Below are 21665 nucleotides of genomic sequence, written 5' to 3'. Positions count from 1 at the left end.
TCGGAAAACGGGAGCAACCGTCAATCTCAATCGTCGCAATCGCTACTAAGAGATTAGGTTAATAAAGCCGCGGCGGCAAGAAGAACCTAGCTTGCCTGATTTGCCGTCGATTGGTCGCGCGAATGCAACCCGTTGAGCCGCAGAGAGATATCGCAACGGCACGGAGTTGCGAAGGGAAGCTTTTCGCGAACGCCATCCGAAGTCCGTCGACTGCCGAAACGCCTTGGCGGGCGTCCTTGCGCGCGCTTACGTTCGCGCGATCAACGTCACAGTAACGATCACTTCGTTCTTGCCAGACCTCTCCGCGCGAGCGAAGGCTATAGCAACTCGTCGTCAGAAACCGTGCAGTGACGATCTTCGAGGACGCCGATGGCGGCGTCGCGCCGCGCGAGTTCAGTTTCCTCTGCGGAGAACTCGTGCAACTCGCCGCGCCGTGCACGGTGCTTGGGGTTGGCCCACGCGACCGAATTGCTCTCAGTGCGACCGTTGCGTTCAGCTTGCAACCAGCCATTCGCCGATTCACGGCGCCGGATCGGTTGCAGGTCATCGTCTCCGAACGCCGAGAAGGCGGCGTCGAAGCGCCGTTGCGACGCATCGCCGGCTGCCAGAAAGGGAAGCCCGGCGGGCATGGCGAAATCGGCGCTCGTGGAGGGCGTGAACATGGGCGTCGATTCTTCGACGAGCATAGCGCTCAATGAAGCCGGCGCCATTACCGCGGCGGCTACTGTTGCACCCGACGATGCGGCGGCAGCGATCGTCTGCGACTGGCCGAAGTTGGTTTTCCAAATCGTGAGATCGGGAGCGTCAACCAGTAAGTTGCCGCTGCCGTCGGCGCCGACCAGCGCCGGCGTGCGGTTGCCATAGGTCCGCTGCCAGGTGAGGAAGTCGACGCCGTCGACGCGGTTGTCGCGGTTGTAATCGCCGGCGAGGCCAGGGGTGCCGTCCCAACCGGGCGAGCCGCCGGTCATCGAACTGGCCCGCCAGTTGGCGCCCGAGTTCGGATCGCCCGCGAGGTTGAAGAACTCAAGCGAGGGGCCGCCGCCGTCAGGGGCGGTGGGCCAAGGGGCTGCGTCGTCGTACTCGATCGTCTGCAGCACGGTGCCGTTGGCTGCGACGAGCGTGATCACTTCGCCGCCGTTGCTGAGGTTCGCGGTGCCGTAGCCGCCTCCTGCTATGTAGACGCCCGAGCCGTAGACCGACTGGAAGGCGGTCGGGTTCTTCGGCACGACGATCCGCTGGCCGGCGGCCAGGGTGAGGCCAGCGCCGAAGGTGTACGGCGTCGAAGCGAACGTGGCGAGTTGCACGCCCTCGAGATTGAGGGTTTGCGTGCCGGTGTTCAGGACTTCGATGAACTCGAGATCCTGCGAATCGGCGACGGCGGGATTCGACGCGGGGTTGTAGTGAAGTTCGCTGATGACGAGCGACGGCGTCGATGCGTTGGCGCCGGCGACAAATTCCAGTGGTGCCGACCAGTGGCTCCAGCGGCCTGTGGCGTCTTGGTAGCGAACCCGCGCGCGGTAGGTGCCGCCCGGCGTCACAGCCGAGGCGGGGGCGTTGATGACGTTGCTGTTGACGGTGAGCGCGCCCGAATCCCAGCTGGCGGTGAATTCGTCGAGGAACGTCCTGTTCACGTCTAGCCCGGCGGCGACGTCGGTGACCTTCGCGAGACGCCACTGCACGGCGCCGAAGGTGGCATTGCCCTGCGGATCGGCGAACGCCGTCGTTTGGAACGCGAGGCCGTCGGCCGGTTTGCCGGGAGCGCCGACGTAGGTAATCGTCGGCGTGTTGGGGATTTGCGATTCTTCGCCTGACGCATTCAGCAGGCCGTCGAGATACGACGCTCGACCGCCGGGGCCGACGTCGCCGCCGGGCCAGCTGCCGCCGACGAACGCAAAGTTCATCATGTCTTGCACGAGGGCAGTGAGCGAAGTCGCGCCGGCGCCGCCGAGGCCGTTGTAGTTGCCGGCGTCGGCCGGTGCGCCTTGCCAACGCGCGCGGTCGGCCGCTTCGAGCGGCAGGATCTTCGACACGAGCTCGTCGAGCATGCCTTTGATTTGGTCAGGCTGCCAGATGAGATCGCGCAATTCGCGGAGCGTGTTGTAGTACGCCGGATTGATCAGCGAGTTGCGGTAAGCGACGTTCTGGTTTTCGAACAGGGCGTCTTGGACGAGATCTTTGCCGTCGTTCCAAGTAGGGCCCCACGTGGCGTCGGTGTCCCACAGCATGATCCACAGCTTGCCGAAGTTATCGTTCTGCGGCAGGTAGTCGGGCTCGAAGTAGTAGACCATGTTCTTGTTGCCGGTAGGCCAGTAGTCGTAATGGCGCACCGCTTCCGCCAAGGCGCGGAAGATGAAGTACTTCTGCAGATTGACGCGGAACTCGATATCCGTGCTCGCGCGGCCGAAAATCTCTTCCATGTAGTCGTGGTCGGAGCCGTCGCTCACCGCGAACGGCGCCTGGTAGTCTTGCTGCCGCAGCGCGTCGTTCGATTGGTTGATGAGCTTGTAGAGGTTGCCCGCTTCCATGTCGTGGGCGTCGAGGAACCGCTTGTCGTAGTCCTCCATCGCGAAGTTGATGCCCCAGAAGTCGCCGCGCCATTGGTCGGGGGCTTCGGCGGCGCCGTCGATGACGCGGAACTGGAACCAGTGGGTTTCCGCCGCTGGCAGGCCCATGAGGTTCGACAGCATCATCGTCATCGCTTCGTTGAGCGAGTAGGTGAGCGTTTGACGATTGTCGAAGCCTTTGCCGGTGGTGAGCGTCTTCCACTTTTCAGGGTAAGGCACGCCGTTGTTGTCGAGCGGCTCGAACCAGCTGCCGTCGTTAAAGCGGAACCGCATGCTCCGCTTGCCGTCGGTGAGGTAACGGCCGTTGGCGCCGCGGAGGCGGTAGGTGATGTTGTCGTACACGACGCCGTTGTAAACCATCGTGCCCGACCAGTTGTACGCGCTGCGGGCTTCGGTCCCTTGCGGGATTTCCTGGCTCGGTTCGTAGCCGTTGACGGCCGTCATGTCTTCGGCCCGGGTCAGGAATTGGTAGACCGGGAGCGAAGCGAGCGCGGCGGCGTCGGCGACGACCTGGTTCGCGTTGTTCTTGTATTCAGGGACGCCGTCGTAGACGAAGTACGCGAAATTCAGCGAAGCATCGTCCTCGTAGGGGACGGTCGCCGACTTGCCGAGCGCGTCGGTGACGACGATGCGATAACGCACCAGCGTGCGATGCGACTGCGGCGGCAGCGCGACGGAGAAAATCGAGTCTCCGGCCGCCGCGTCGACGCCGGCGCCGTTGTCGAGCATCGAAACGTTCGTCCAACTGGCGGCGGCGAAGTAGGCGGGGTTGGCCGTCGGTTGCAGCGTTTCGTCGGCGATCAGCTGATCGACCGGCACCGGAAGCCGCGCGGGAAGGTACTGGCCGGGAAGCACGACCTGATACTGCAAGACGACCGACGCGACGCCTTCGGGATCGGTCACCTTGGCGGAGACGGTGACGGAAGTGCCGGAGACGGGATTTTCCGTATGGTTGACCTGCCGAATCGCCGGCGCGGCGTTCGTGGCGAAGACGTTGTTCTGTGCGCCGGGAGTCGCGCGGGGGTGCTCGACGACCACCTTCACCGTGCGGGTGTTCGTTCCCTGGGCGTTCGTGGCGGAGAGGGTGTAGGTAGTGGTTTGCGTCGGGTTCAGAACGATTTGGTTCTGCCCCGTGACCGTGCCGACGCCTTGGTTGATCGAGATCGACGTGGCGCCGGCGACGTTCCAGGAGAGCGTCACTGGCTGGCCGACGAGGATTTCGGCGGCGCTCGCGTTGAACGCGCTAATCGTCGGGCCAGGGGCGACGGCGTCGGGGCCGGCGGCGTAGCTCGTGGAAACGTCCGCCGCGGTGAGGGCTTTGTCGTAGATGCGGAATTCGTTGTGGAAGCCGTCGAACAACGGATCGCCCCACTGCGAACGGCCCAGCCAGTTGTTCACGTCTTCGATGTCGATCAGGTCGATGAGCAGCTGGCTTGTGCCGACAAGGACGCCGTTGACGTAGAGCTTCTGGACGTCGTTGACGGTGTCCCAAGTGCTGACGAACTGGTATTCCACGCCGGGCGTCGGAGCGCTCGTCCAATCGACGGAGCTTTCGGTTTGCGTGCCGCCGTTGCGGTGAGTGAGTCGCAACGTTCCCGAGGAGGCTTGGGGAATGAGCGTGACGTATTCCTGGTTGAGAGCGCCAGTCGAGCGATCTTCGCCGCCGCTGCTGCGGCCGAACGAGAAGATCTCAGCCCAGGTACGATTCGTAGAGACCGTGCCCCACCATTCAAAGGTGGCGTTGCCGCTGAGGCTGGAGATGATGCCGTTGGGCAAGTCGACGTACGCGCCCGACGCGAACGGCGTTTGGTCCGAGCTCTGGCCAGAGTTTGCACTGACATTGAGCCGGCCGCCGCTGTAGCTGGCGATGTGGCCTGGATCGACGAGCGTGGCGTTCGAGCCGCCGACGCTGTCGTTCAGATTGCCGTTGAAGCTCCAGCGGTGGACGATGTTGCTGAGCAACCCCGTGCCGGCGGGCGGCGGCGGATCGCTGGGAGCGGGGAACATGGGCGTGACGTACGATGGGCGCCACGAGCTGCCGAGATTGTTGTCGAGCGCCGGATTGATCAGTTCCATCGAGGCGCCGTTGCCGTCCGCGGCGATTGGCCACGGAAAGCTAACCTTGTAGTCGACTTGGTCGATGATCTGGCCTTGAGCGTTGCGGAGTTCGACGAGTTCGCCGTCGCTGCTCAACCCGCCGGTGTAAGGGCCGATGGAATTGACGCCGAACTCCGCCAAGATCGTCGCGGGACTCTGAGCGATGACGAGGTAACCGCCCGCCGCGATTTGCTGACCAGGTGCGAAGGTATACTCGATGCCGTCGGTGAAGGCCCAGTTCGAAAGATCAACCGCCGTCGCGCCGGTATTGTAGAGTTCGATGAACTCTTCCTGGCTCGTGTTGTCTTCAGGGTTGTAGTGCAGCTCGTTGATGACGACCGCCAACACGCGGCGATCTTCCAGCGGCTCGTAGCGCAACTTGCGCGGCGCTGACTTTTGGCGGGAAATGGAATTGGGCGACGAGGGGCGCCGATTGCGATGCGAAGATGCCATGCGAGCTCTGTTCCGTGCCGTCTTCAGAGGAGAGTTCCGAGAGGAGTCAACTATTCAGAATAGTCGGGAAATCCCGGGTCGGCTACGTTTGCGCGGCAATAAGAAATGGTCACAAAAGGGGTTGAGAAACGCGTTCAATGCGGGTCGCCGTAGGGCGATGAAGCTTGCTGAAAAGCAAGCTAAACAGAGCGTGCGGGGCGGGCGCCGTCTGGGCGTGGAGGCGAGCGGGCTAGCCGAAGCGCGGGCTAGCGGCGACCTCGGCCGGGAGTCGACTACGGGGCGGCGATGGCGAAGGGCGCCGCAAGTTCGATCGCTTCCGGCCTCATGCACGAGCGTTCGTTGCAGGCTTGGTAGTCGATCTTGCAGTTGATCGCCGTTTCGCCGACGTGCGCCGTTGGCTCGATTTTGAGCGTTCGTTTGAACGTTGATTTGCCGACGTGCACCGGATGGCCGTCAGGTGCGATGGACCGCGTGGGCGACGGCGCGACCCATTCGCCCACCGCGGAAACTCCTGGCGGAAGAGTCAGTTGGAGCGTGGTAGCGATGCCCGCGGCAGAGTTGGCGCCGAGCGCCCGCACTTCCCACTGCGGCGCTATTTCTAGTTCCACGGCGAGCTCGAACTGCGCTCCGGGGAGCGCGGAACGCTGCGGCAGCACGAGTGCGGCGGCGATGGGCGTCTGCTCGACGCGCACGACGATCGCGTCCGAGGCTGTCGCCGCTGTTGCGACGTCTGCCGCGGGTTGCACCAGGGCGGCGTCGGTTGCAGTAGAACTGGTCGGCGCGGATGGCGGCCCGCAGCCAATGGCGCATACGAATAGCGCAAGCGGGGTCGCAATTAACGTGAGTCGCAGCAGCGTTCGCAGGCGGCTCATTGAGAACTCCAGCGTAGGTTCACTTGCGGAGATACAGCCAGACGTATCCATGCGGGATCGCCAACTCGTGCGACTCGTTGCCAGCGCCGTGCGTTTTGGCGAGGAAGGGCTTCACCTTCTTGACGAACTCCGCGGCGTTGGCCTCGGCTGCCTTCGACTCAGGACTCTCGCGCATCGCCTGATACTCTTTGGTCCAGGCTGCAGTCGCTTCGTCGCTGTAGATGGCGTCGCCCGGGTAGCGTGCGGCGAAGTCCTTGTGCAGGGCCTCGTACTTTTCGGCCACCGGCTTGCCCGTTTTCTGGGCCTCCGCAAGAATCGACTCGAATTCGGCGCGCTCTTCGGGCGTGACGTCGGGCTTGATCGCGTAAACGGTCGCGAAGTCTCCCACGATGAGATCGAGCTTGCCGTCGCCGTTGACGTCGGCGATTTCGGGTTGGCTGCGAATCCCTGGGCCAATGTCGTCGTCGCTCCAGCGGAGCAGGTTGTAGCCGTTGCCGTCGTGTTTGGCGACGAGCTCGACGCCGCCGGCGAAATTGGGAGCCCCCGCTTTGCCGACGTTGCGGAACCAAGTGACGCTGCCGTCGTCCGATCCGGCGATCACGTCGAACAGACCGTCGCCGTCCCAATCGGCCACGGCTGGACAGAAGTGGGCTTTGACTTTCAGCGGCTTGCCATCTGCCTTGAGAGGAATGTTCTCCGCCGCGAAGGCGTATTGCTTCGCATCGCCTTCATTGATCCGGACCTTCAGCCCGCCGTCGAAGCAGCCGATGAGCAGGTCGAAATCGCCGTCCGCGTCCCAATCGACAGGCGTGTAAAAGCTGCCGAATGACTGGAAGTCTTGTTGCTGCTGCGGGCTGCTTCGCACTGGCGTTCCGGTCTTGTCGAGCAACTCTTCGCGAGCGGCGAACTGATGATCCGGCAGGCCGCGAAAGAGATAGCAGTGGCCGGGGTCGTAGGAGTTGCTGACGAGATCCTGAATGCCGTCGCCATCGAGATCGGCCATTCGCGCTTGGGCGCCAATGCAACAGTAAATTCTTACTTCGGCGTCAACGTTCCCAGCTTGGAGGGCGCCATCGCTCTTGAGCTGGGGGATGCCGTCGCCGCCAGCGTTTTTGTAGACGTGGAACTTGCCGCTGAAATCCCCAAGCAGTAGATCCTGGCGGCCATCGCCATCAAGATCGACGATGCATGGGCTGCTATGCCCCCACGCCTTGCCGGTGTCGATTGCCTTGCCGTCTGCGTTTAGCAAGACGGGCTTGGCTAGTTCTGGATTGCCTGCCAGCATGATGGCCGCTGAGCATGCCCAGCATCCAATCACTTGGCAAATCGTTCGAGCCGCCATGGCTACCCTCCTTGCGTTTCATTGCGCCTGAGTCTTTCGAACTCCAATAAGTCTATCCGCAAAGCAATCGGCGACGAATGCCCTGCTCAGAATGCCCGGTTTCCGCCGATCGATTCACGCGACGAATGCAGCGCTAGTTGAAAGCGATCTTGAACGGTCCGGGCGGGTTGGCGTCGGCGTCATTGTGCGTCACTCGCGCCATGCCTCCGTGCTGCACGCGCGTCGTTTCTCCGCATGGATCTTCGGCAGTTTGGGCGGTTGTGAAACGACTGCTGGAAGCGAGCACGAGCCAATCGAGGCCGACCAAGGCGATTCTGCCTTTGGGAGAAGCCTCGTAGATAAGGGATTTAGCGACCGTCATGTTAACGCGGCGGAATCGCCGTGACCACGTTGCTAGCGAATGGATATACTGTAGGGGATGGTTGCGCATCTCCGCTTTGCCTTTGCAGGTGTCGCGGCCGTGCAACTTGGCCACCGCTTCACGCTTCGTTCGGCGATCATCGTCACGACGATCGCGGCCGGCCTGCTAGGAATGGCGGTGACGCTGTAGGAAGCCGCCCCGACGGCGGCTATGATGGGGCAATGGCATCGCGACTCGTCTATTCCGCTGCTCGGATTATTGCGCTAGGCTTGGCTGCTGCAGCCGGCTATGTGGCTGCCTACGTCCCATTGATGACATTATTCTTCAGGAAAGAGCCGGTGGGGTTCCTGGCAATCCTGGCGATATCGATCGCGGCCGCGTTCAAGGCCGCGCAGTTGGCTGATAAGCTTTTGCCGCGACAGCGAACTGCTCGCGACTCCGCTCCAGATTCCGGCGGCTAGGTCTGCTTTCTTCTCGCTTCGTCTGTCGTCCTCTGCCAGTTGGAAGACGTTGGGAAAGCCTCACCGCAGCTCGCGCGATTGGCGGAGGTCGCTCATGAGGCGATGCGTGGCGGTGAGGTCGATGAGTTCGGCGACGCTGGCGACGTTCAGCTTTTTCATGAGCGACGATCGCCGCATCTCGACGGCTCGTTCGCTGATGAACAGCTTGGCGGCCATCGCTTTGTTTGGTTCGCCGGCTTGGATCATCGACAGCGTTTCGCGATCGCGGTCGTTTAGCACGGCGATGCGCGTGGCGAGGGCGGCGAACTCCGCTTCCTGGGAGCGCCACTCGGCGTCGAGCGCGAGGGCGCGCTCGACGCGGCTTGCCAGCGTCTGGCGATCAAACGGCTTTTCGAGGAATTCGACGGCCCCGCTTTTCATCGCGGCGACGGCCGTGGGGACGTCGGCATGCGCGGTGATGAAAATCACCGGCAGGCGTTTGCCTTCGTGGAGAAGTTGCTCGTAAAGTTCCAAGCCCGATTGCCGCGGCATGCGGACGTCGAGAATGAGACAGCCGGGCATCTCGCGGCGGTAGAAACGATGGAAGCCGCCCGGCGTGCTGAACGTGACGACTTCATGCCCCAGCGCACCGAGCAGCGCGGCGAGCGACTGTCGCATTTGTTCGTCGTCGTCAACGACATAGAGCTTCGGCGCGGGTGGGGGGGCTGGCGTCATTGGGAAGACTGGACGGGATCACAGGATGGATGGAATCGACGGGATGAAGCTCGAGATCGCTTATGCATTGTCACATCCACTAAGTCCCGCCTTTTTTTCGCATCCTGTTAATCCGCATCATCCTGTAATCCTGTCCATAATTTCAAACGGCTTTGCTTCGTTGTCGAGTAAAACGCGAGGTGGGCTGACGGGAAGTTGGAAGGAGACGTGCGCTCCCACATCGGCAGGGCGGATGCGGATGTCGCCGCCGTGGGCTGCGATGATGGTGCGGCAGATCGAGAGGCCGACGCCGAGTCCGGCGGCCTTTGTCGTGTGGAAGGGGGCGAAGGGGGCTTCGAGATCGGCGGGGTCGAAGCCGGGGCCGCTGTCGACGACGCTGACCGTCGCTTCATCGTCGTCGACTTCCAGTTCGATGGCAATGCGGCGCGACGCGATGGGGATCGCCTGCATCGACTGCAAGCCATTCTGCACGAGATTTACCAACACTTGCTGGATCTGAATCGGGTCGGCTTCCACTTGTGCCGAACGATCGCCGATGTGCAATACGACGGCCGTCTCATGGCGGCGAATTTCGAACTGGCAAAGGTCGACGACTTCGCGGATGAGCGCGGCGAGGTCGACTGGCTCATAATCGCTCGCGTCGTCTTTCGTACGGGCGACGAAGCGGCGGATGCGGTGGACGATTTGGCCCGCGCGGAGCGATGCGTCGGAGATTTGCCGCAGGTATTGGTGCAGGCGGCGATCGTCGGCCGGGGGCGATTGTTCGAGGATCACTTCGCTGGCTGCGGCGAAGTTGGCGATGGCGCCGAGGGGTTGGTTCAGTTCGTGAGCGAGTCCGATCGCCAAATGGCCCATCGAGGCGACGCGGTCGGCGTGGCTGAGCTGCGCGGCCAGGCGACGGCTGTTCGCTTCGGCGAGTTTCCGCTCGGCGACTTCATGCTGAAGCGAGGCGACCAGCTCGGCGAGGTCGGCGGTGCGTTGGGCGACGCGGTGTTCGAGTTCATCGACTTGCGTGCGGATTGCGCGGGTAGCGGGACGGACGACGAACCAGCCGAGCGTCACGAGCAGCGACGCGACGGCGGCGGCGATGGCGAGGCTGTAGATGCGGAGCCTCGTCACTTCTCGCGAGGCTTCGAGTTCGAAGAGGTCGACGATTTGCTCCATCCGCGCGAGGAAGGGTGCTTCATGCCTGAGAATGATGGCAGCGGCCTGCGGCGGTTTATCGTTGCCGGCGATGATTTGTTGCGCGGCGGCGACGATTGGCTGGAAGTCGTGATCGAGCGCGGCCCACTCCGTGGTGAGTTCCGCAGAGGTGATGCGTGGCACGCGAAGCTCGTCGCTGCCCTGGCGGAGGGCGTCGTTGGCGGCGATCCATTCGGCGAGGGCGACGCGCAGTTCCGCTCGGCTTGCTTCGCGGAGTCTCGAATCGGGGGCAGATTCTGCAGCGAGCGCGGCTTTGGCAAGCTTTTGACTCAGCATCCGCTGGCGGCCGGCGAGATTAATCACCGGGGCGTAGGCGTCCATCCGCACCAGCAGCGGCTGGATGATCGCTTGGTCGACGATCATCAAACTGGCGACAACGCCCAGTACCAACACGTAGCGCCGGCCGAGGCGCCGGATGAGGGCGTCGGCGGAGCGGGGGGCTGAGGCGGGGGTGGGTTGGTGAGGCTTCAGTTTGGAACCGCTGCTGAACGCAGATCAACGCAAATGGAGGGTGGCCGGCTGCTAATGAAAATGGCGTTCCAAAACGGTTGGGGTTGGTTGGAAGGCCGCGAAATGCCTTGCTGGCGGGAGATGAAACTCGGCGGCTTCGGATTTCCGAAGTGGCGGCTGGCGGAGGTTGCCCAAGGGATGTGCGGTCGTGCGTACAGACGCGGCAGCGACTTGGCGACCATTTTTGGGAATCGGCGAGATCGCTTCGGGCTTCCGAAGAAACGACGCTCGATGCGGCGTTTGGCCCTGTGGTTGCAAAAGCGAGTCGCACCACACGCGTGATCAATGGTTTGGCGGAACCACGATCATTCCACCATAATGGAACCTCTCGAGTCACTCCGCCATGGAAGTCGACGGCAAAGCAACGCGTCTCGCCCTGTTCAATCTCTCGACGCCGAACATGCGGGCGTTCCACATGGCGTGGATCGCCTTCTTCTTATGCTTCTTCGCCTGGTTTGGCGTGGCGCCGTTGATGGCGGTCGTGCGCGGCGAGCTGCAACTGACGAAGGAGCAGGTCGGTTGGTGCATCATCGGCTCGGTCGCGGCGACGGTCTTTGCGCGGCTGCTGGCGGGTTGGATGTGCGATCGCATCGGCCCGCGGCTGACATACACCGGTCTGTTGCTGCTCGGTTCGATACCGGTGATGGCGATCGGGCTCGCGGATGATTTTAAGACGTTCCTGCTGTTCCGTGTGATGATCGGCGCGATTGGGGCGTCGTTCGTCATCACGCAATATCACACCTCGCGGATGTTTGCCGCGAATTGCGTCGGCACGGCGAACGCGACGGCGGCTGGGTGGGGGAATCTCGGCGGCGGCGTGACGCAGCTGGCGATGCCGCTGCTGTTTGCGACGCTTGTCGGCTGGGGACTCACCGAGGCCGTCAGCTGGCGCGTGGCAATGATCGTCGTCGGCGTGCTCTGTGCACTCACGGGCGTTGCCTACTACTTCTGCACGCAAGATACGCCCGAGGGAAACTTCCGCGAGTTGCGGGCTGCCGGCAAGATGCCGCGGGTGCAGGCGACGAAGGGGGCGTTCGGCGAAGCGGCCCGCGATCGCCGCGTGTGGGCGTTGTTCCTTATTTACGGTGCCTGCTTCGGGATGGAGCTGACGATCGACAACATCGCGGTCCTCTACTTCATCGACTATTTCGATTACTTCAAGACGCTGGAACAGGCCGAGGCGCTGCGAACCGCAGGGATGATCGCGGCGATGTTCGGCGGGATGAACTTGTTCGCTCGCGCGGTGGGCGGATTGATCGCCGACCGTTGCGGCAACCGCTGGGGACTCGACGGGCGGGTGAAGTGGTTGTTCATCGCCCTGTTCGGCGAGGGAATCGGGCTCATGCTCTTCTCGCAAGCCACGACGCTGTCGCTGGCGATTCCGTTGATGATCACGTTCGCGATGTTCGTGAAGATGTCGAACGGCGCCACCTACGCGGTCGTGCCGTTTATCAATCGCCGAGCGCTGGGGGCAGTGAGCGGCATCGTCGGGGCCGGCGGAAATCTGGGGGCGGTGGCGTTTGGCTTCTTGCTGAAGGTTGAAGGGCTCGATTGGCACTCGGCACTGTTCATCGCGGGGATCGCAGTGACCTGCATTTCGTTCGCGAGCTTTGCGATCACGTTCCGCGAAGGGGCGGAAGCTCGGCCATCGCTCGACCTGCCTGCCGTCGAACCTGTGCCTGCCTAATGCAGCCCGCAACGCGGATTCACGGCTTCCATTCCTTCCAGCGATTTCGATGAGCAAACCCATGACTCACTCGACTGCAAAACAAACCGTCGTCGTCATTGGCAACGGCATGGTCGGCCAGCGGTTTTGCGAACGGCTGGTCGAATTCGACGCGGAGAAACGCTATCGGATCGTGACGTTTTGCGAAGAACCACGGGCTGCGTACGACCGCGTCGGGCTGACGTCGTTCTTTGCTCACCGCGATGCCGAGCAGCTGATGCTCGCGCGGCAAGAGTGGTACGCGGAGAATGGGGTCGAGCTGCACGTCGGCGATCGGGCTTGCGAGATCGATCGCGCGCGGCGGTTGGTGCGTTCGGATCGCGGCGTGGAGATTGCTTACGACCACGTTGTGCTGGCGACCGGTTCGTTCCCGTTCGTGCCGCCGGTGCCGGGGGTCGATAAGACCGGCGTGTTCGTTTACCGGACGATCGAGGATCTGCAGAACATCATCAAGTATGCCGGCACGGTGAAGCGGTGCGCCGTCATCGGCGGCGGGTTGCTAGGCCTCGAAGCGGCGAAGGCGGCGTACGACCTGGGGCTTGAAACGCATGTGATCGAGTTCGCGCCGCGGCTGATGCCGCGGCAAGTCGATGACGCCGGTTCGCGGATTCTCGTGAACAAGATCGAGTCGCTCGGCGTGCGGGTGCACCTCAACCGAGCGACGAAAGCGATTCACGGCAACGGAGCGGTCGAGCGGATGGAGTTTGCCGACGGCGACTCGATCGATGTCGAGATGGTGATCGTCTCGACGGGGATTCGCCCGCGCGACGATCTGGCGCGTCAATGCGGCGTCTCGGTGAGCGACCGCGGCGGCATTGTCGTGAACGATCGGCTCGAAACGTCCGACGAGCGGATCTCGGCGATCGGCGAGTGCGTCGTCCATGGCGGCATGGTTTACGGGCTCGTGGCGCCGGGGTATGAGATGGCGGAAATCGTGGCGGCGAATCTCACCGGCGGCGAGCGGCGATTCGCCGGCGCCGATCTCTCGACAAAGCTGAAACTGATGGGCGTCGACGTGGCGAGCTTCGGCCGCTACGAAGCGCCGGCGTGCGATGCGATGCCGCTGACGTTCGAAGACCCGTTCGCGGGCGTCTACAAAAAGTTGCTTTTCTCGCGCGACGGCAAGCAGCTGCTGGGCGGCATCTTGGTCGGCGATGCGAGCGACTACGGCAAGCTGTCGATCTTTGCGAAGAGCGGCGGGGCGTTGCCTTGCGCGCCGCACGAACTCATCGTCGGGGCCGGCCCGGTAGGCGGGGCCGGTCTCGACGTGATGTCTGACTCGGCGCAGATTTGCTCGTGCAACAACGTGACAAAGAGCGCGATCTGTGCCGCAATCAACGAAGGGGGCGTCGACACGCTCGATGCATTGAAGCGTTGCACAAAGGCGGGAACCGGCTGCGGCGGCTGCATGCCGCTGGTGACTGATCTGTTTAAGGCGGAGCTGAAGCGAGCCGGCAAGGCGGTCGTGAATTACCTGTGCGAGCATTTTGCCTACTCGCGAACCGAGCTGTTCGCGATCGTGAAAGCAAAAGAGCTGCGGACGTTCGGCGCCGTGCTCGCGCATTGCGGTAACGGGACTGGGCATGGGTGCGAGCTATGCAAGCCGGCGATCGCGTCGATCCTGGCGAGCTTGTGGAACGACGTCATCGTCGACGCCGAGCACGAGACGCTGCAGGACAGCAACGATCGATTTCTCGCCAACATTCAGCGCGGCGGGACGTACTCGGTGGTGCCGCGGGTGCCCGGTGGCGAGATCACGCCAGAGAAGCTGGCCGTCATCGCCGATATCGCGCGGCGGTACGGGCTCTACACGAAGATCACCGGCGGGCAGCGGATCGATATGTTCGGCGCGCCGGTGCAGCATCTGCCAGAGATCTGGGAAGAGCTGGTCGACGCCGGATTCGAGAGCGGCCACGCCTATGGCAAAGCGGTTCGCACGGTGAAGAGCTGCGTCGGTACGACCTGGTGCCGTTACGGTGTGCAGGATTCAGTCGGCTTCGCGATACGCGTCGAGAATCGCTACAAGGGGATCCGAGCGCCCCACAAAATCAAGATGGCCGTGTCGGGATGCATTCGCGAGTGTGCCGAGGCGCAAAACAAAGACGTCGGTCTGATCGCGACCGAACAGGGCTACAACCTCTACGTCTGCGGCAACGGCGGTTCGAAGCCGCGGCATGCGGAGCTGTTCGCCACCGATCTCGATGAAAAGACGGCGCTGCAGTACATCGACCGCTTCCTCGCCTACTACATCATGACGGCCGACAAGCTGACGCGTACTGCCGTGTGGCGGGAGAAGCTCGAAGGGGGGATTGAGCATTTGCGCGACGTGGTGATTCACGACAAGCTTGGCATCGCCGCCGAGCTCGATGCGATGATGCAGCGGCTGGTCGACACTTACCAGTGCGAGTGGGCGGCGGTGGTCCGCGATCCGGCGAAGCGGGAACGGTTCCGGCAGTTCGTCAACAGCGACGAGACCGAGCCCTGCATCGAGATCGTCGGCCAGCGCGAGCAGACGCGGCCGGCCGATTGGCCGAGCGAGTTCGTGTCGCTTGAGCAGTTCCGCATGACGGATGGCCGCTCGTGGGCGGAGCATGAACAAGAACGTTCGACAGGGCTGCGGTGGGTCGCGGTGGGGAGCATCGCCGACTTCCCGATCGACGGCGGGGCGACGGTGAAATATGGCCGCTCGCAGCTCGCAGTGTTTAACTTCGCCAGCCGGGGCGAGTGGTACGCCAGCCAGAACATGTGTCCGCACAAGAAGGCGTTCGTGCTGTCGCGCGGCATCGTCGGCGACGCGGCCGGCGAACCAAAGGTGGCGTGCCCGCTGCATAAGAAAACGTTCTCGCTGGAGAACGGCGAGTCGCTGCAGGGGGAGGAGTATCGCATTCGGACGTTTGCGGTGAAGGTCGAAGGGGAGCAAGTCTTCCTCGAGTTGCCGCCGCCGGAGGTGCTTGATGAGCAGTTGGCAACGGCGATTGGGTGTCGGTTAGCGACGTCTTGCGTCACAGCGGCTGAGTCTGTTGAACCGGTGGTTAGCGCAGGCGCGATGGTTTGATAGAAGCCACCGGCTCCGCCGGTGGACGGAGTAGACGCAAGCCGCCATTCCACCGCGTCCACCGGCAGAGCCGGTGGCTTTTATTGCAATTATCTTGCCAACTGCATTCATGATTGAACTTCCCGTTCTCAACTCGAATCGATCGAAGCCGCCGCTCAGCGGGCCGGCGCTAGTGGCGCAGCTGCTCGCGGAGCAGCAATCGATGTCGGCGGTCGAGGAGTTCAGTCGTTGGCACGAGACGGATGTCGCTCGCCCCCAATCGCGGCAATATCGCAGCCTGCTCCCCGCGACGCCGCCGGGGCCGGGCGAGCAGTATGCGTTCGAGGTCGATCTCGATCGCTGTTCCGGCTGCAAGGCGTGCGTCGTCGCTTGCCACACGCTCAATGGGCTCGACGAGACGGAGACGTGGCGCGATGTGGGCCTGATGGTCGGAGGTTCGACCTCAGCGCCGGTGATGCAGCATGTCACCACGGCATGCCATCACTGCCTCGAACCGGCGTGCATGATTGCGTGCCCGGTGAACGCCTACGAGAAGGATGCGGTCACGGGGATCGTGAAGCATCTCGACGACCAGTGTTTTGGCTGCCAGTACTGCACGTTGGCGTGTCCGTACGAGGTTCCGAAATATCACGCGGGCCTCGGCATTGTGCGGAAGTGCGATATGTGCTCGTCGCGGTTGGCGGTAGGTGAGGCGCCGGCGTGCGTGCAATCGTGCCCGCACGAGGCGATCCTCATTCGCACGGTGAGCCGGCGGCAAGTGGTCGAAGACGCCGAGACGACGGCGTTTTTACCGGGAACGCCCGATCCGCAGATCACGCTGCCGACGACGAGTTTTAAGACGAAGAAGCCATTTCCGCGCAACTTGCTGCCGGCTGACTATGCGCGGGTGAGTGCCCAGCATGCCCATTGGCCGCTGGTGGTGATGTTGGTGCTCACGCAGCTGTCGGTGGGGGCGTTTTGCGTCGGGCTAGTGCTGGAGGCCCTCGTGCAACTGCCGAGCGGAACGTCGCTGCGACCCGTGCATGCCGTGGCGGCGCTCGGGTTCGGCTTGCTCGCGCTCGGTGCAAGCTCGCTCCACCTCGGCCGGCCGCAGTACGCGTTTCGCGCGGTGCTGGGGCTGCGACATTCATGGTTGAGCCGGGAAATCGTGGCGTTTGGATTGTTCGCGGGATGCGCGTCCGCCTACGCCGCGGCCGTCTTTCTACTCGAACGAATTGAGTTCAATCTCGAACCAGCCATCGAGCCGCTCGGGTGGAGCGTTGCGGCGACCGGGGCGATCGCCGTCTTCTGCTCGGTGATGATCTACGTCTTCACGCAGCGCGAGTACTGGAGCTTCACCCGCGTCGGCATGCGGTTCACGCTCACTTGCGTTCTGTTAGGCATCGCGGCAATGTGGTTAAGCATGCTGGCGGCGATGCTCGCGGCGCCGTCGCTGCAGTTGACTGAGTTGGTTGCCAAGGTCAGCCCACTTCTGTGCCGTGCACTGATCGTCACCGCGGCGGTGAAACTCGCGTGGGAGGCAGCGATCTTTCGGCACTTGCTGTTTCGCCGGATGACGCCGCTGCGACGGTCGGCGATGCTTCACGCGGGCGAGTTGTCGCGCGTGACTCTGGCCCGCTTCGCGTTAGGGCTCCTGGGCGGCGTATTGATGCCGCTGTTTCTACTCAATCAAGCTGCGTTGGGTGGAGACGTCGCCAGCGCGGAGTTCATCGGCGCCGCGAGTTTGCTGTTCGTGGCCTGCTTAGCGGGCGAGTTACTCGAGCGGTACCTCTTTTTCACCGCCTGCGCGGCCCCGAGAATGCCGGGAGGGATTCGTTGATGAGCCAAGCCCCAACCAACGGCACGCATCTGTCGACGCCGTCGCAACGTTTCATTCCCCGACTGTTACAGCGAACGGGGCCGCTGACGGAATCGCTCGCCCTAAACGCGTCGGAGTTCGGCCCGCGACTGCTGCCGCCGCAGATGCACGGCGATCGAGCAACCGCTTCGGTGTGCGGCTTCTGTTCGACAGGCTGCAATCTCAACGTCCACCAGCGCGGCGACGAGGCGCTTGGCCTCAGCCCGGCGACCGACTATCCGGTCAATCTCGGCATGGCGTGCCCCAAGGGGTGGGAGGCGCTGGCCGTGCTCGACGCGCCCGACCGTGCGACGCGGCCGCTGTTGCGAAACGCCGTCGGCAAGTTGGAGCCGGTCGGTTGGGACGTTGCCGCGACGACGTTCGGCGACCGCATGCAAGCGATTCAGCGCGAGCATGGGCCACAATCGGTCGCGTTCCTCAGCACCGGGCAGATCGTCACGGAAGAAATGGCGCTGCTTGGCGCGCTCGCCAAGTTCGGCATGGGGATGCTCCACGGCGACGGCAATACGCGGCAATGCATGGCGACCGCAGTAGTCGCCTACAAACAGGCCTTCGGCTTCGACGCGCCGCCGTACACGTACGCCGATTTCGAGCAGTCGGACACGATCGTGCTCGTCGGCAGTAATCTGTGCATCGCCCATCCGATTCTGTGGCAACGGGTGATGCGAAACCAGTTCGATCCGCAGATCATCGCGATCGATCCGCGGACGACCGAAACGACGATGGCGGCGACGCAACACTTGGCGCTGCAACCAAAGTCGGACCTCGCGCTGTTCTATGGCGTGGCCCATTTGCTGATTGAACGCGAGTGGATCGATCGCGAGTTTATCGACGCCCACACGAGCGGTTTTGACGAGTTCGCGGCGTTCGTCAGCGACTTTCCGCTGTCGCGCGTCGTCGCGGAAACGGGGCTCGCCGCCGAGGTGATCGAGCGGTTCGCCGAGTCAATCCACAACGGGCTGCGGGTTTCATTCTGGTGGACGATGGGGGTGAACCAGAGCCACCAAGCGGTGCGCACGGCCCAGGCGATCATCAACCTCGCGCTGATGACCGGCAACATCGGCCGGCCGGGGACGGGGGCCAACTCGATCACCGGCCAGTGCAATGCGATGGGCTCACGGCTGTTCAGCAATACGACGAACCTGCTCGGCGGGCACGACTTCGCCAGCGCTGAGGATCGGCAGAAGGTCGCCGGCATCTTGGCCATCGACGAATCACGAATTCCGCACGAGGCGAGCTGGCCCTATCACCGCATCATGGAAGGAATTCTCCGCCGCGAGATCCGCGGACTGTGGGTGGTGGCGACGAACCCGGCCCACTCATGGATCAACCAAGAGACGGCTCGCGACGTTCTTTCGCGGCTCGATTTTCTTGTGGTGCAGGATATGTACCACTCGACCGAGACGGCCCGCATCGCCGATCTCGTCCTGCCGGCCGCGGGGTGGGGCGAGAAGGAGGGGACGTTCATCAACTCCGAACGTCGCATCGGCGTGACGAGCAAAGTAGCGAGGGCGCCAGGCGAAGCGCTCGCCGACTTTCACATTTTCAAGCTGCTGGCCGAGTACTGGGGCTGCGGCGAGATGTTCCGCCGCTGGGAATCGCCGGCGGCGACGTTTGAGATTCTCAAGCAACTGAGCGCCGGCCAGCCGTGCGACGTCGCTGGAATCGACGGCTACGCGATGCTCCGCGAGCGCGGCGGCGTCCAGTGGCCGTACCCTGCCGAAAGCGACGAGTATGCGACGGAGCGCCGCCTCTTTGCCGACGGGCGCTTCTTCCATCCCGATGGCCGCGCGAAGTTCCTCTGCGAAGAACCGCGGCCGCTGCCCGAACCGACGACGAGCAAGTTTCCGTTGACGCTGCTCACCGGACGCGGCTCGGTCGCGCAGTGGCACACGCAAACTCGCACGGCGAAGTCGGCGGTGCTGCGCAAGCTCTACCCGGAGGAGCTGTACGTTGAAATCAATCCACACGACGCTGCGGGGCTGCTAATCAGTTCAGGCGACTTGATCATCGTCGCCTCGCAGCGCGGCGAGCTGCGGGGGCGAGCGATGGTCACGCCGGCGGTGCAGCCGGGGCAGGTGTTTATTCCGATGCACTACGAAGCGACGAACCGACTGACGCACCCATCGTTCGATCCCTACTCGCACCAGCCCTCTTACAAGGCGTGCGCGGTGCGCGTGGCTATGGCCTCCAACTGAACGTTGCGTGCGGATCTGCGCATGCGGGATTGCCGACGCGCGGCCCGCGTGGATGACTCTGCCGCCGAACCGAAGTTTGTTCACGGTTGCCCTGCATGCTCGACGAAGCTGTCTTTGACAGCCACCCCGCTGGCGCCATTTTTCGGATATCCGAAGTCACGGAAGACACGTTCGATGAAACGCCCCGCTCCACTGCTAGCACTCGCTTGCGGCCTCTTGGCGGCACATTCCACGTGGCCTGCAGGCGTCTGGGCGGAGGAGTCGATTGATGCCGTGCGTAAGACCGCGGCGATGAACGTCGCGGCTCGCGGGGACTCTGCTTTCGACGTCGCCATGCTGCAGCCGGGCGAGGCAGAGGAAGCCGAAGGGGATGAGGACGCCGAGACGGATGACGAGGCGATCGATGCGGAAGGATATGGCCCCGCTCCCGCCAGCGGCCCTTACCCGAAGCCCAAGCCGAAGAACCCTTGCGCCGAGTCGCACAAGAATCTGTTCTTCCTTAACGACTTCAACTACCTGAAAGACCCCGCGTATCACGGCGATTGCCTGGGCGATCAGCTGAAGTTGATGCCGCTCGGCGTTTACAACGACTGGGGAACGCTCGACGTCGGCGGTCAGTACCGTCTGCAGTACAAGCACGAAGTCGGCATGGGCAACGCCGTCAGCGGCCCCGGCGCATTGCGGTTCGAGGAGACTGAGTTCGACCTCTTCCTCAATCGGATGCGGCTCTACGGCAACTGGCGGATAACCGACCAGTCGCGCGTTTACCTCGAAGGGATCTACGCCGACACGACGACCGACAGCGGTCAGTACCGCCCCCGCATCATCGACGACAACTTTGGCGACGTCCTCAACGGCTTCGTCGAACACTCGATCGCCGACGGCATATGGACGGCGCGAGTCGGTCGGCAAGAAATGTTGTTCGGCGCGCAGCGGCTGATTTCGCCGCTCGACTGGGCGAATACTCGGCGGACTTTTGAAGGCGCCATGCTGTTGTACGAGGACGGCCCCTGGTCGATCGACTCGTTCTACACAGCCTACGTACCGCCGCGAGCGAACGAGTTCGACAAAGCCGACTGGCAGCAGCAGGTGTACGGTTCGTACGCCGTCTACACCGCGGCGCCGAACAACACGCTCGACCTCTACTACATTGGCTACGACAACCGCCGTCCGGGGGAGATCGTCAGCGACTTCTCGCTTCACACGTTCGGCTCGCGACTGTTCCGCACGTTCGAGAACAACTGGATGTTCGAAACGGAAGGGGGCGTTCAGCTCGGCCGCCAAAGCGGACTTGGCAAAGATCAACGGGCTGGCTTCGCCACCGTCGGCGTCGGCCGCAAGGCGCCTGATCACGAGTGGCGGCCGGAACTGTGGACCTACTTCGACTACGCCTCGGGCAACGACGGCGGCGACGACTTCACGCGGTTCAACCAGCTCTTCCCGCTCGGCCACAGGTATTTCGGTTTCATCGATGCGGTGGCGCGGTCGAACATCCAGTCGCCGAACGTGTTGCTGACAGCGAAGCCGCCGCAGACCGACTGGGAACTACTCTGCTGGTACTGGTACTTCCGCGCCGACCAAGCGGGCGACATCGTCCCCGCACTCAGCGCGACGGAATTGCAAAGTCTCGATAGCCGCTTCCTGGGGCAGGAACTCGACCTGATCGCGAAGTACGTCATTGGGCCGCGATCGAACATTCTGTTCGGCTACTCTCACTTCTGGCGAGGCGACAAGATTCTGGCGCCGCAGGATGCGGACTTCGCTTACAGCCAGTGGGAAGTGAATTTTTAGCGAGCAGGCGTGATCGCGTTGGCTGGCATGATGGGCGGGCCACCGAATGAAATCGGAACGTTCGTCCCGCAGAGCATCGCCATCGTCTTTGCAACGAGATTCGTGACGATGAACGCGGTATGGGGTTTTCGGCGAGTATTAATCTCTGGTAGCCGATTTGATTTCCTGCAATTCACTCACCTCGGAATGATCGAAGCTAACCAAATACCAAGCCTGTTCGGCAAACCCATAGGCGACATTGACGAGATAGCCTTCGGGGATTTCGCGGGCCCGAGTGTATCGTCTATGTGCTTTGCGCAGCTTGGTTTCTTCAAATAATTCAATCGCAATCTGTTTCGATCGCGATCGATCGCGATACTTTGACGCTGTTTTCTTCAGAAACTTCCACATCTCGTCAGCTCACGATCGGCGCTCTAACTTTGGCGTCCTTAACCTCTGATTACATTGAGTCGATTATAAT

Annotated in this window: 13 protein-coding genes; 7 read left to right on the top strand and 6 right to left on the bottom strand. The window is 62.9% G+C overall.

Features of this window, described 5'->3' with window-relative positions; all coding sequences use genetic code 11:
• Positions 1-317: 317 nt before the first annotated feature.
• The 3 genes from PLANPX_RS24645 to PLANPX_RS24635 all read right to left on the bottom strand — a co-directional run bounded on the left by PLANPX_RS24645 (position 318) and on the right by PLANPX_RS24635 (position 7328).
• Complete coding sequence (locus PLANPX_RS24645) at positions 318-5114, bottom strand: lamin tail domain-containing protein (protein ID WP_152101289.1); 4797 nt, start codon at positions 5112-5114, stop codon at positions 318-320.
• A 272-nt stretch (positions 5115-5386) separates the two neighbouring features.
• Positions 5387-5986, bottom strand: coding sequence for a protein-disulfide reductase DsbD family protein (locus PLANPX_RS24640; protein ID WP_172992313.1), 600 nt, complete (start codon positions 5984-5986; stop codon positions 5387-5389).
• Positions 5987-6005: 19 nt separating this feature from the next.
• Positions 6006-7328 (bottom strand): FG-GAP repeat domain-containing protein, encoded by a 1323-nt coding sequence (locus PLANPX_RS24635; protein WP_152101287.1) that lies wholly within the window; start codon positions 7326-7328, stop codon positions 6006-6008.
• 418 nt (positions 7329-7746) lie between these two features.
• Between PLANPX_RS24635 and PLANPX_RS28310 the strand changes: the two genes are divergently transcribed.
• Together PLANPX_RS28310 and PLANPX_RS24630 are read left to right on the top strand one after the other, a co-directional pair.
• Positions 7747-7878, top strand: a complete 132-nt coding sequence (locus PLANPX_RS28310) for a hypothetical protein (protein WP_261344410.1) — start codon at positions 7747-7749, stop codon at positions 7876-7878.
• 32 nt (positions 7879-7910) lie between these two features.
• Positions 7911-8150: a hypothetical protein gene (locus tag PLANPX_RS24630; RefSeq protein WP_152101286.1), complete on the top strand. Its 240-nt coding sequence runs from the start codon at positions 7911-7913 to the stop codon at positions 8148-8150.
• A gap of 60 nt (positions 8151-8210) precedes the next feature.
• Here the strand turns inward: PLANPX_RS24630 and PLANPX_RS24625 are convergent, their stop codons facing one another.
• Together PLANPX_RS24625 and PLANPX_RS24620 are read right to left on the bottom strand one after the other, a co-directional pair.
• On the bottom strand, positions 8211-8864 hold the full coding sequence (locus PLANPX_RS24625; protein ID WP_152101285.1) for a response regulator transcription factor: 654 nt from the start codon (positions 8862-8864) through the stop codon (positions 8211-8213).
• A gap of 117 nt (positions 8865-8981) precedes the next feature.
• Positions 8982-10460 carry an ATP-binding protein gene (locus PLANPX_RS24620; RefSeq protein ID WP_152101284.1) on the bottom strand — a complete coding sequence of 493 codons (1479 nt, stop codon included), beginning with the start codon at positions 10458-10460 and terminating at the stop codon, positions 8982-8984.
• A 460-nt stretch (positions 10461-10920) separates the two neighbouring features.
• Between PLANPX_RS24620 and PLANPX_RS24615 the strand changes: the two genes are divergently transcribed.
• The 5 genes from PLANPX_RS24615 to PLANPX_RS24595 all read left to right on the top strand — a co-directional run bounded on the left by PLANPX_RS24615 (position 10921) and on the right by PLANPX_RS24595 (position 21205).
• Complete coding sequence (locus tag PLANPX_RS24615) at positions 10921-12264, top strand: MFS transporter (RefSeq protein ID WP_152101283.1); 1344 nt, start codon at positions 10921-10923, stop codon at positions 12262-12264.
• A 61-nt stretch (positions 12265-12325) separates the two neighbouring features.
• Positions 12326-15358, top strand: a complete 3033-nt coding sequence (nirB, locus tag PLANPX_RS24610; protein WP_152101282.1) for a nitrite reductase large subunit NirB — start codon at positions 12326-12328, stop codon at positions 15356-15358.
• A 109-nt stretch (positions 15359-15467) separates the two neighbouring features.
• A complete protein-coding gene (locus PLANPX_RS24605; RefSeq protein ID WP_152101281.1) occupies positions 15468-17177 on the top strand; it encodes a DmsC/YnfH family molybdoenzyme membrane anchor subunit in 1710 nt (569 codons plus the stop codon).
• Positions 17177-19414, top strand: coding sequence for a molybdopterin oxidoreductase family protein (locus PLANPX_RS24600; protein ID WP_152101280.1), 2238 nt, complete (start codon positions 17177-17179; stop codon positions 19412-19414). Before PLANPX_RS24605 ends, PLANPX_RS24600 begins: the two co-directional genes overlap by 1 nt.
• 174 nt (positions 19415-19588) lie before the next feature.
• The gene (locus tag PLANPX_RS24595) at positions 19589-21205 is read left to right on the top strand and encodes an alginate export family protein (RefSeq protein WP_152101279.1); all 1617 of its coding nucleotides are present in this window, start codon (positions 19589-19591) and stop codon (positions 21203-21205) included.
• Between the two features lie 138 nt (positions 21206-21343).
• On the opposite strand, the gene PLANPX_RS24590 is transcribed toward PLANPX_RS24595, so the two are convergent.
• Entirely contained in the window at positions 21344-21595 is a 252-nt protein-coding gene (locus PLANPX_RS24590) for a hypothetical protein (RefSeq protein WP_152101278.1), read from the bottom strand.
• Between the last annotated feature and the right edge of the window lie 70 nt (positions 21596-21665).

Source organism: Lacipirellula parvula (genome assembly GCF_009177095.1).
Classification (GTDB): domain Bacteria; phylum Planctomycetota; class Planctomycetia; order Pirellulales; family Lacipirellulaceae; genus Lacipirellula; species Lacipirellula parvula.
Note: the sequence above shows the minus strand (reverse complement) of the source record. Positions and strands in the feature narration are given on the sequence as shown.

Coding starts and splice junctions, on each gene's coding strand:
- PLANPX_RS24625 (WP_152101285.1), bottom strand. CDS start 8,864: ATGACGCCAGCCCCCCCACCCGCGCCGAAGCTCTATGTCGTTGACGAC.
- PLANPX_RS24600 (WP_152101280.1), top strand. CDS start 17,177: ATGAGCCAAGCCCCAACCAACGGCACGCATCTGTCGACGCCGTCGCAA.
- PLANPX_RS24595 (WP_152101279.1), top strand. CDS start 19,589: ATGAAACGCCCCGCTCCACTGCTAGCACTCGCTTGCGGCCTCTTGGCG.
- PLANPX_RS24635 (WP_152101287.1), bottom strand. CDS start 7,328: ATGGCGGCTCGAACGATTTGCCAAGTGATTGGATGCTGGGCATGCTCA.
- PLANPX_RS24605 (WP_152101281.1), top strand. CDS start 15,468: ATGATTGAACTTCCCGTTCTCAACTCGAATCGATCGAAGCCGCCGCTC.
- PLANPX_RS28310 (WP_261344410.1), top strand. CDS start 7,747: ATGGTTGCGCATCTCCGCTTTGCCTTTGCAGGTGTCGCGGCCGTGCAA.
- nirB (WP_152101282.1), top strand. CDS start 12,326: ATGACTCACTCGACTGCAAAACAAACCGTCGTCGTCATTGGCAACGGC.
- PLANPX_RS24615 (WP_152101283.1), top strand. CDS start 10,921: ATGGAAGTCGACGGCAAAGCAACGCGTCTCGCCCTGTTCAATCTCTCG.
- PLANPX_RS24640 (WP_172992313.1), bottom strand. CDS start 5,986: ATGAGCCGCCTGCGAACGCTGCTGCGACTCACGTTAATTGCGACCCCG.
- PLANPX_RS24590 (WP_152101278.1), bottom strand. CDS start 21,595: ATGTGGAAGTTTCTGAAGAAAACAGCGTCAAAGTATCGCGATCGATCG.
- PLANPX_RS24630 (WP_152101286.1), top strand. CDS start 7,911: ATGGCATCGCGACTCGTCTATTCCGCTGCTCGGATTATTGCGCTAGGC.
- PLANPX_RS24645 (WP_152101289.1), bottom strand. CDS start 5,114: ATGGCATCTTCGCATCGCAATCGGCGCCCCTCGTCGCCCAATTCCATT.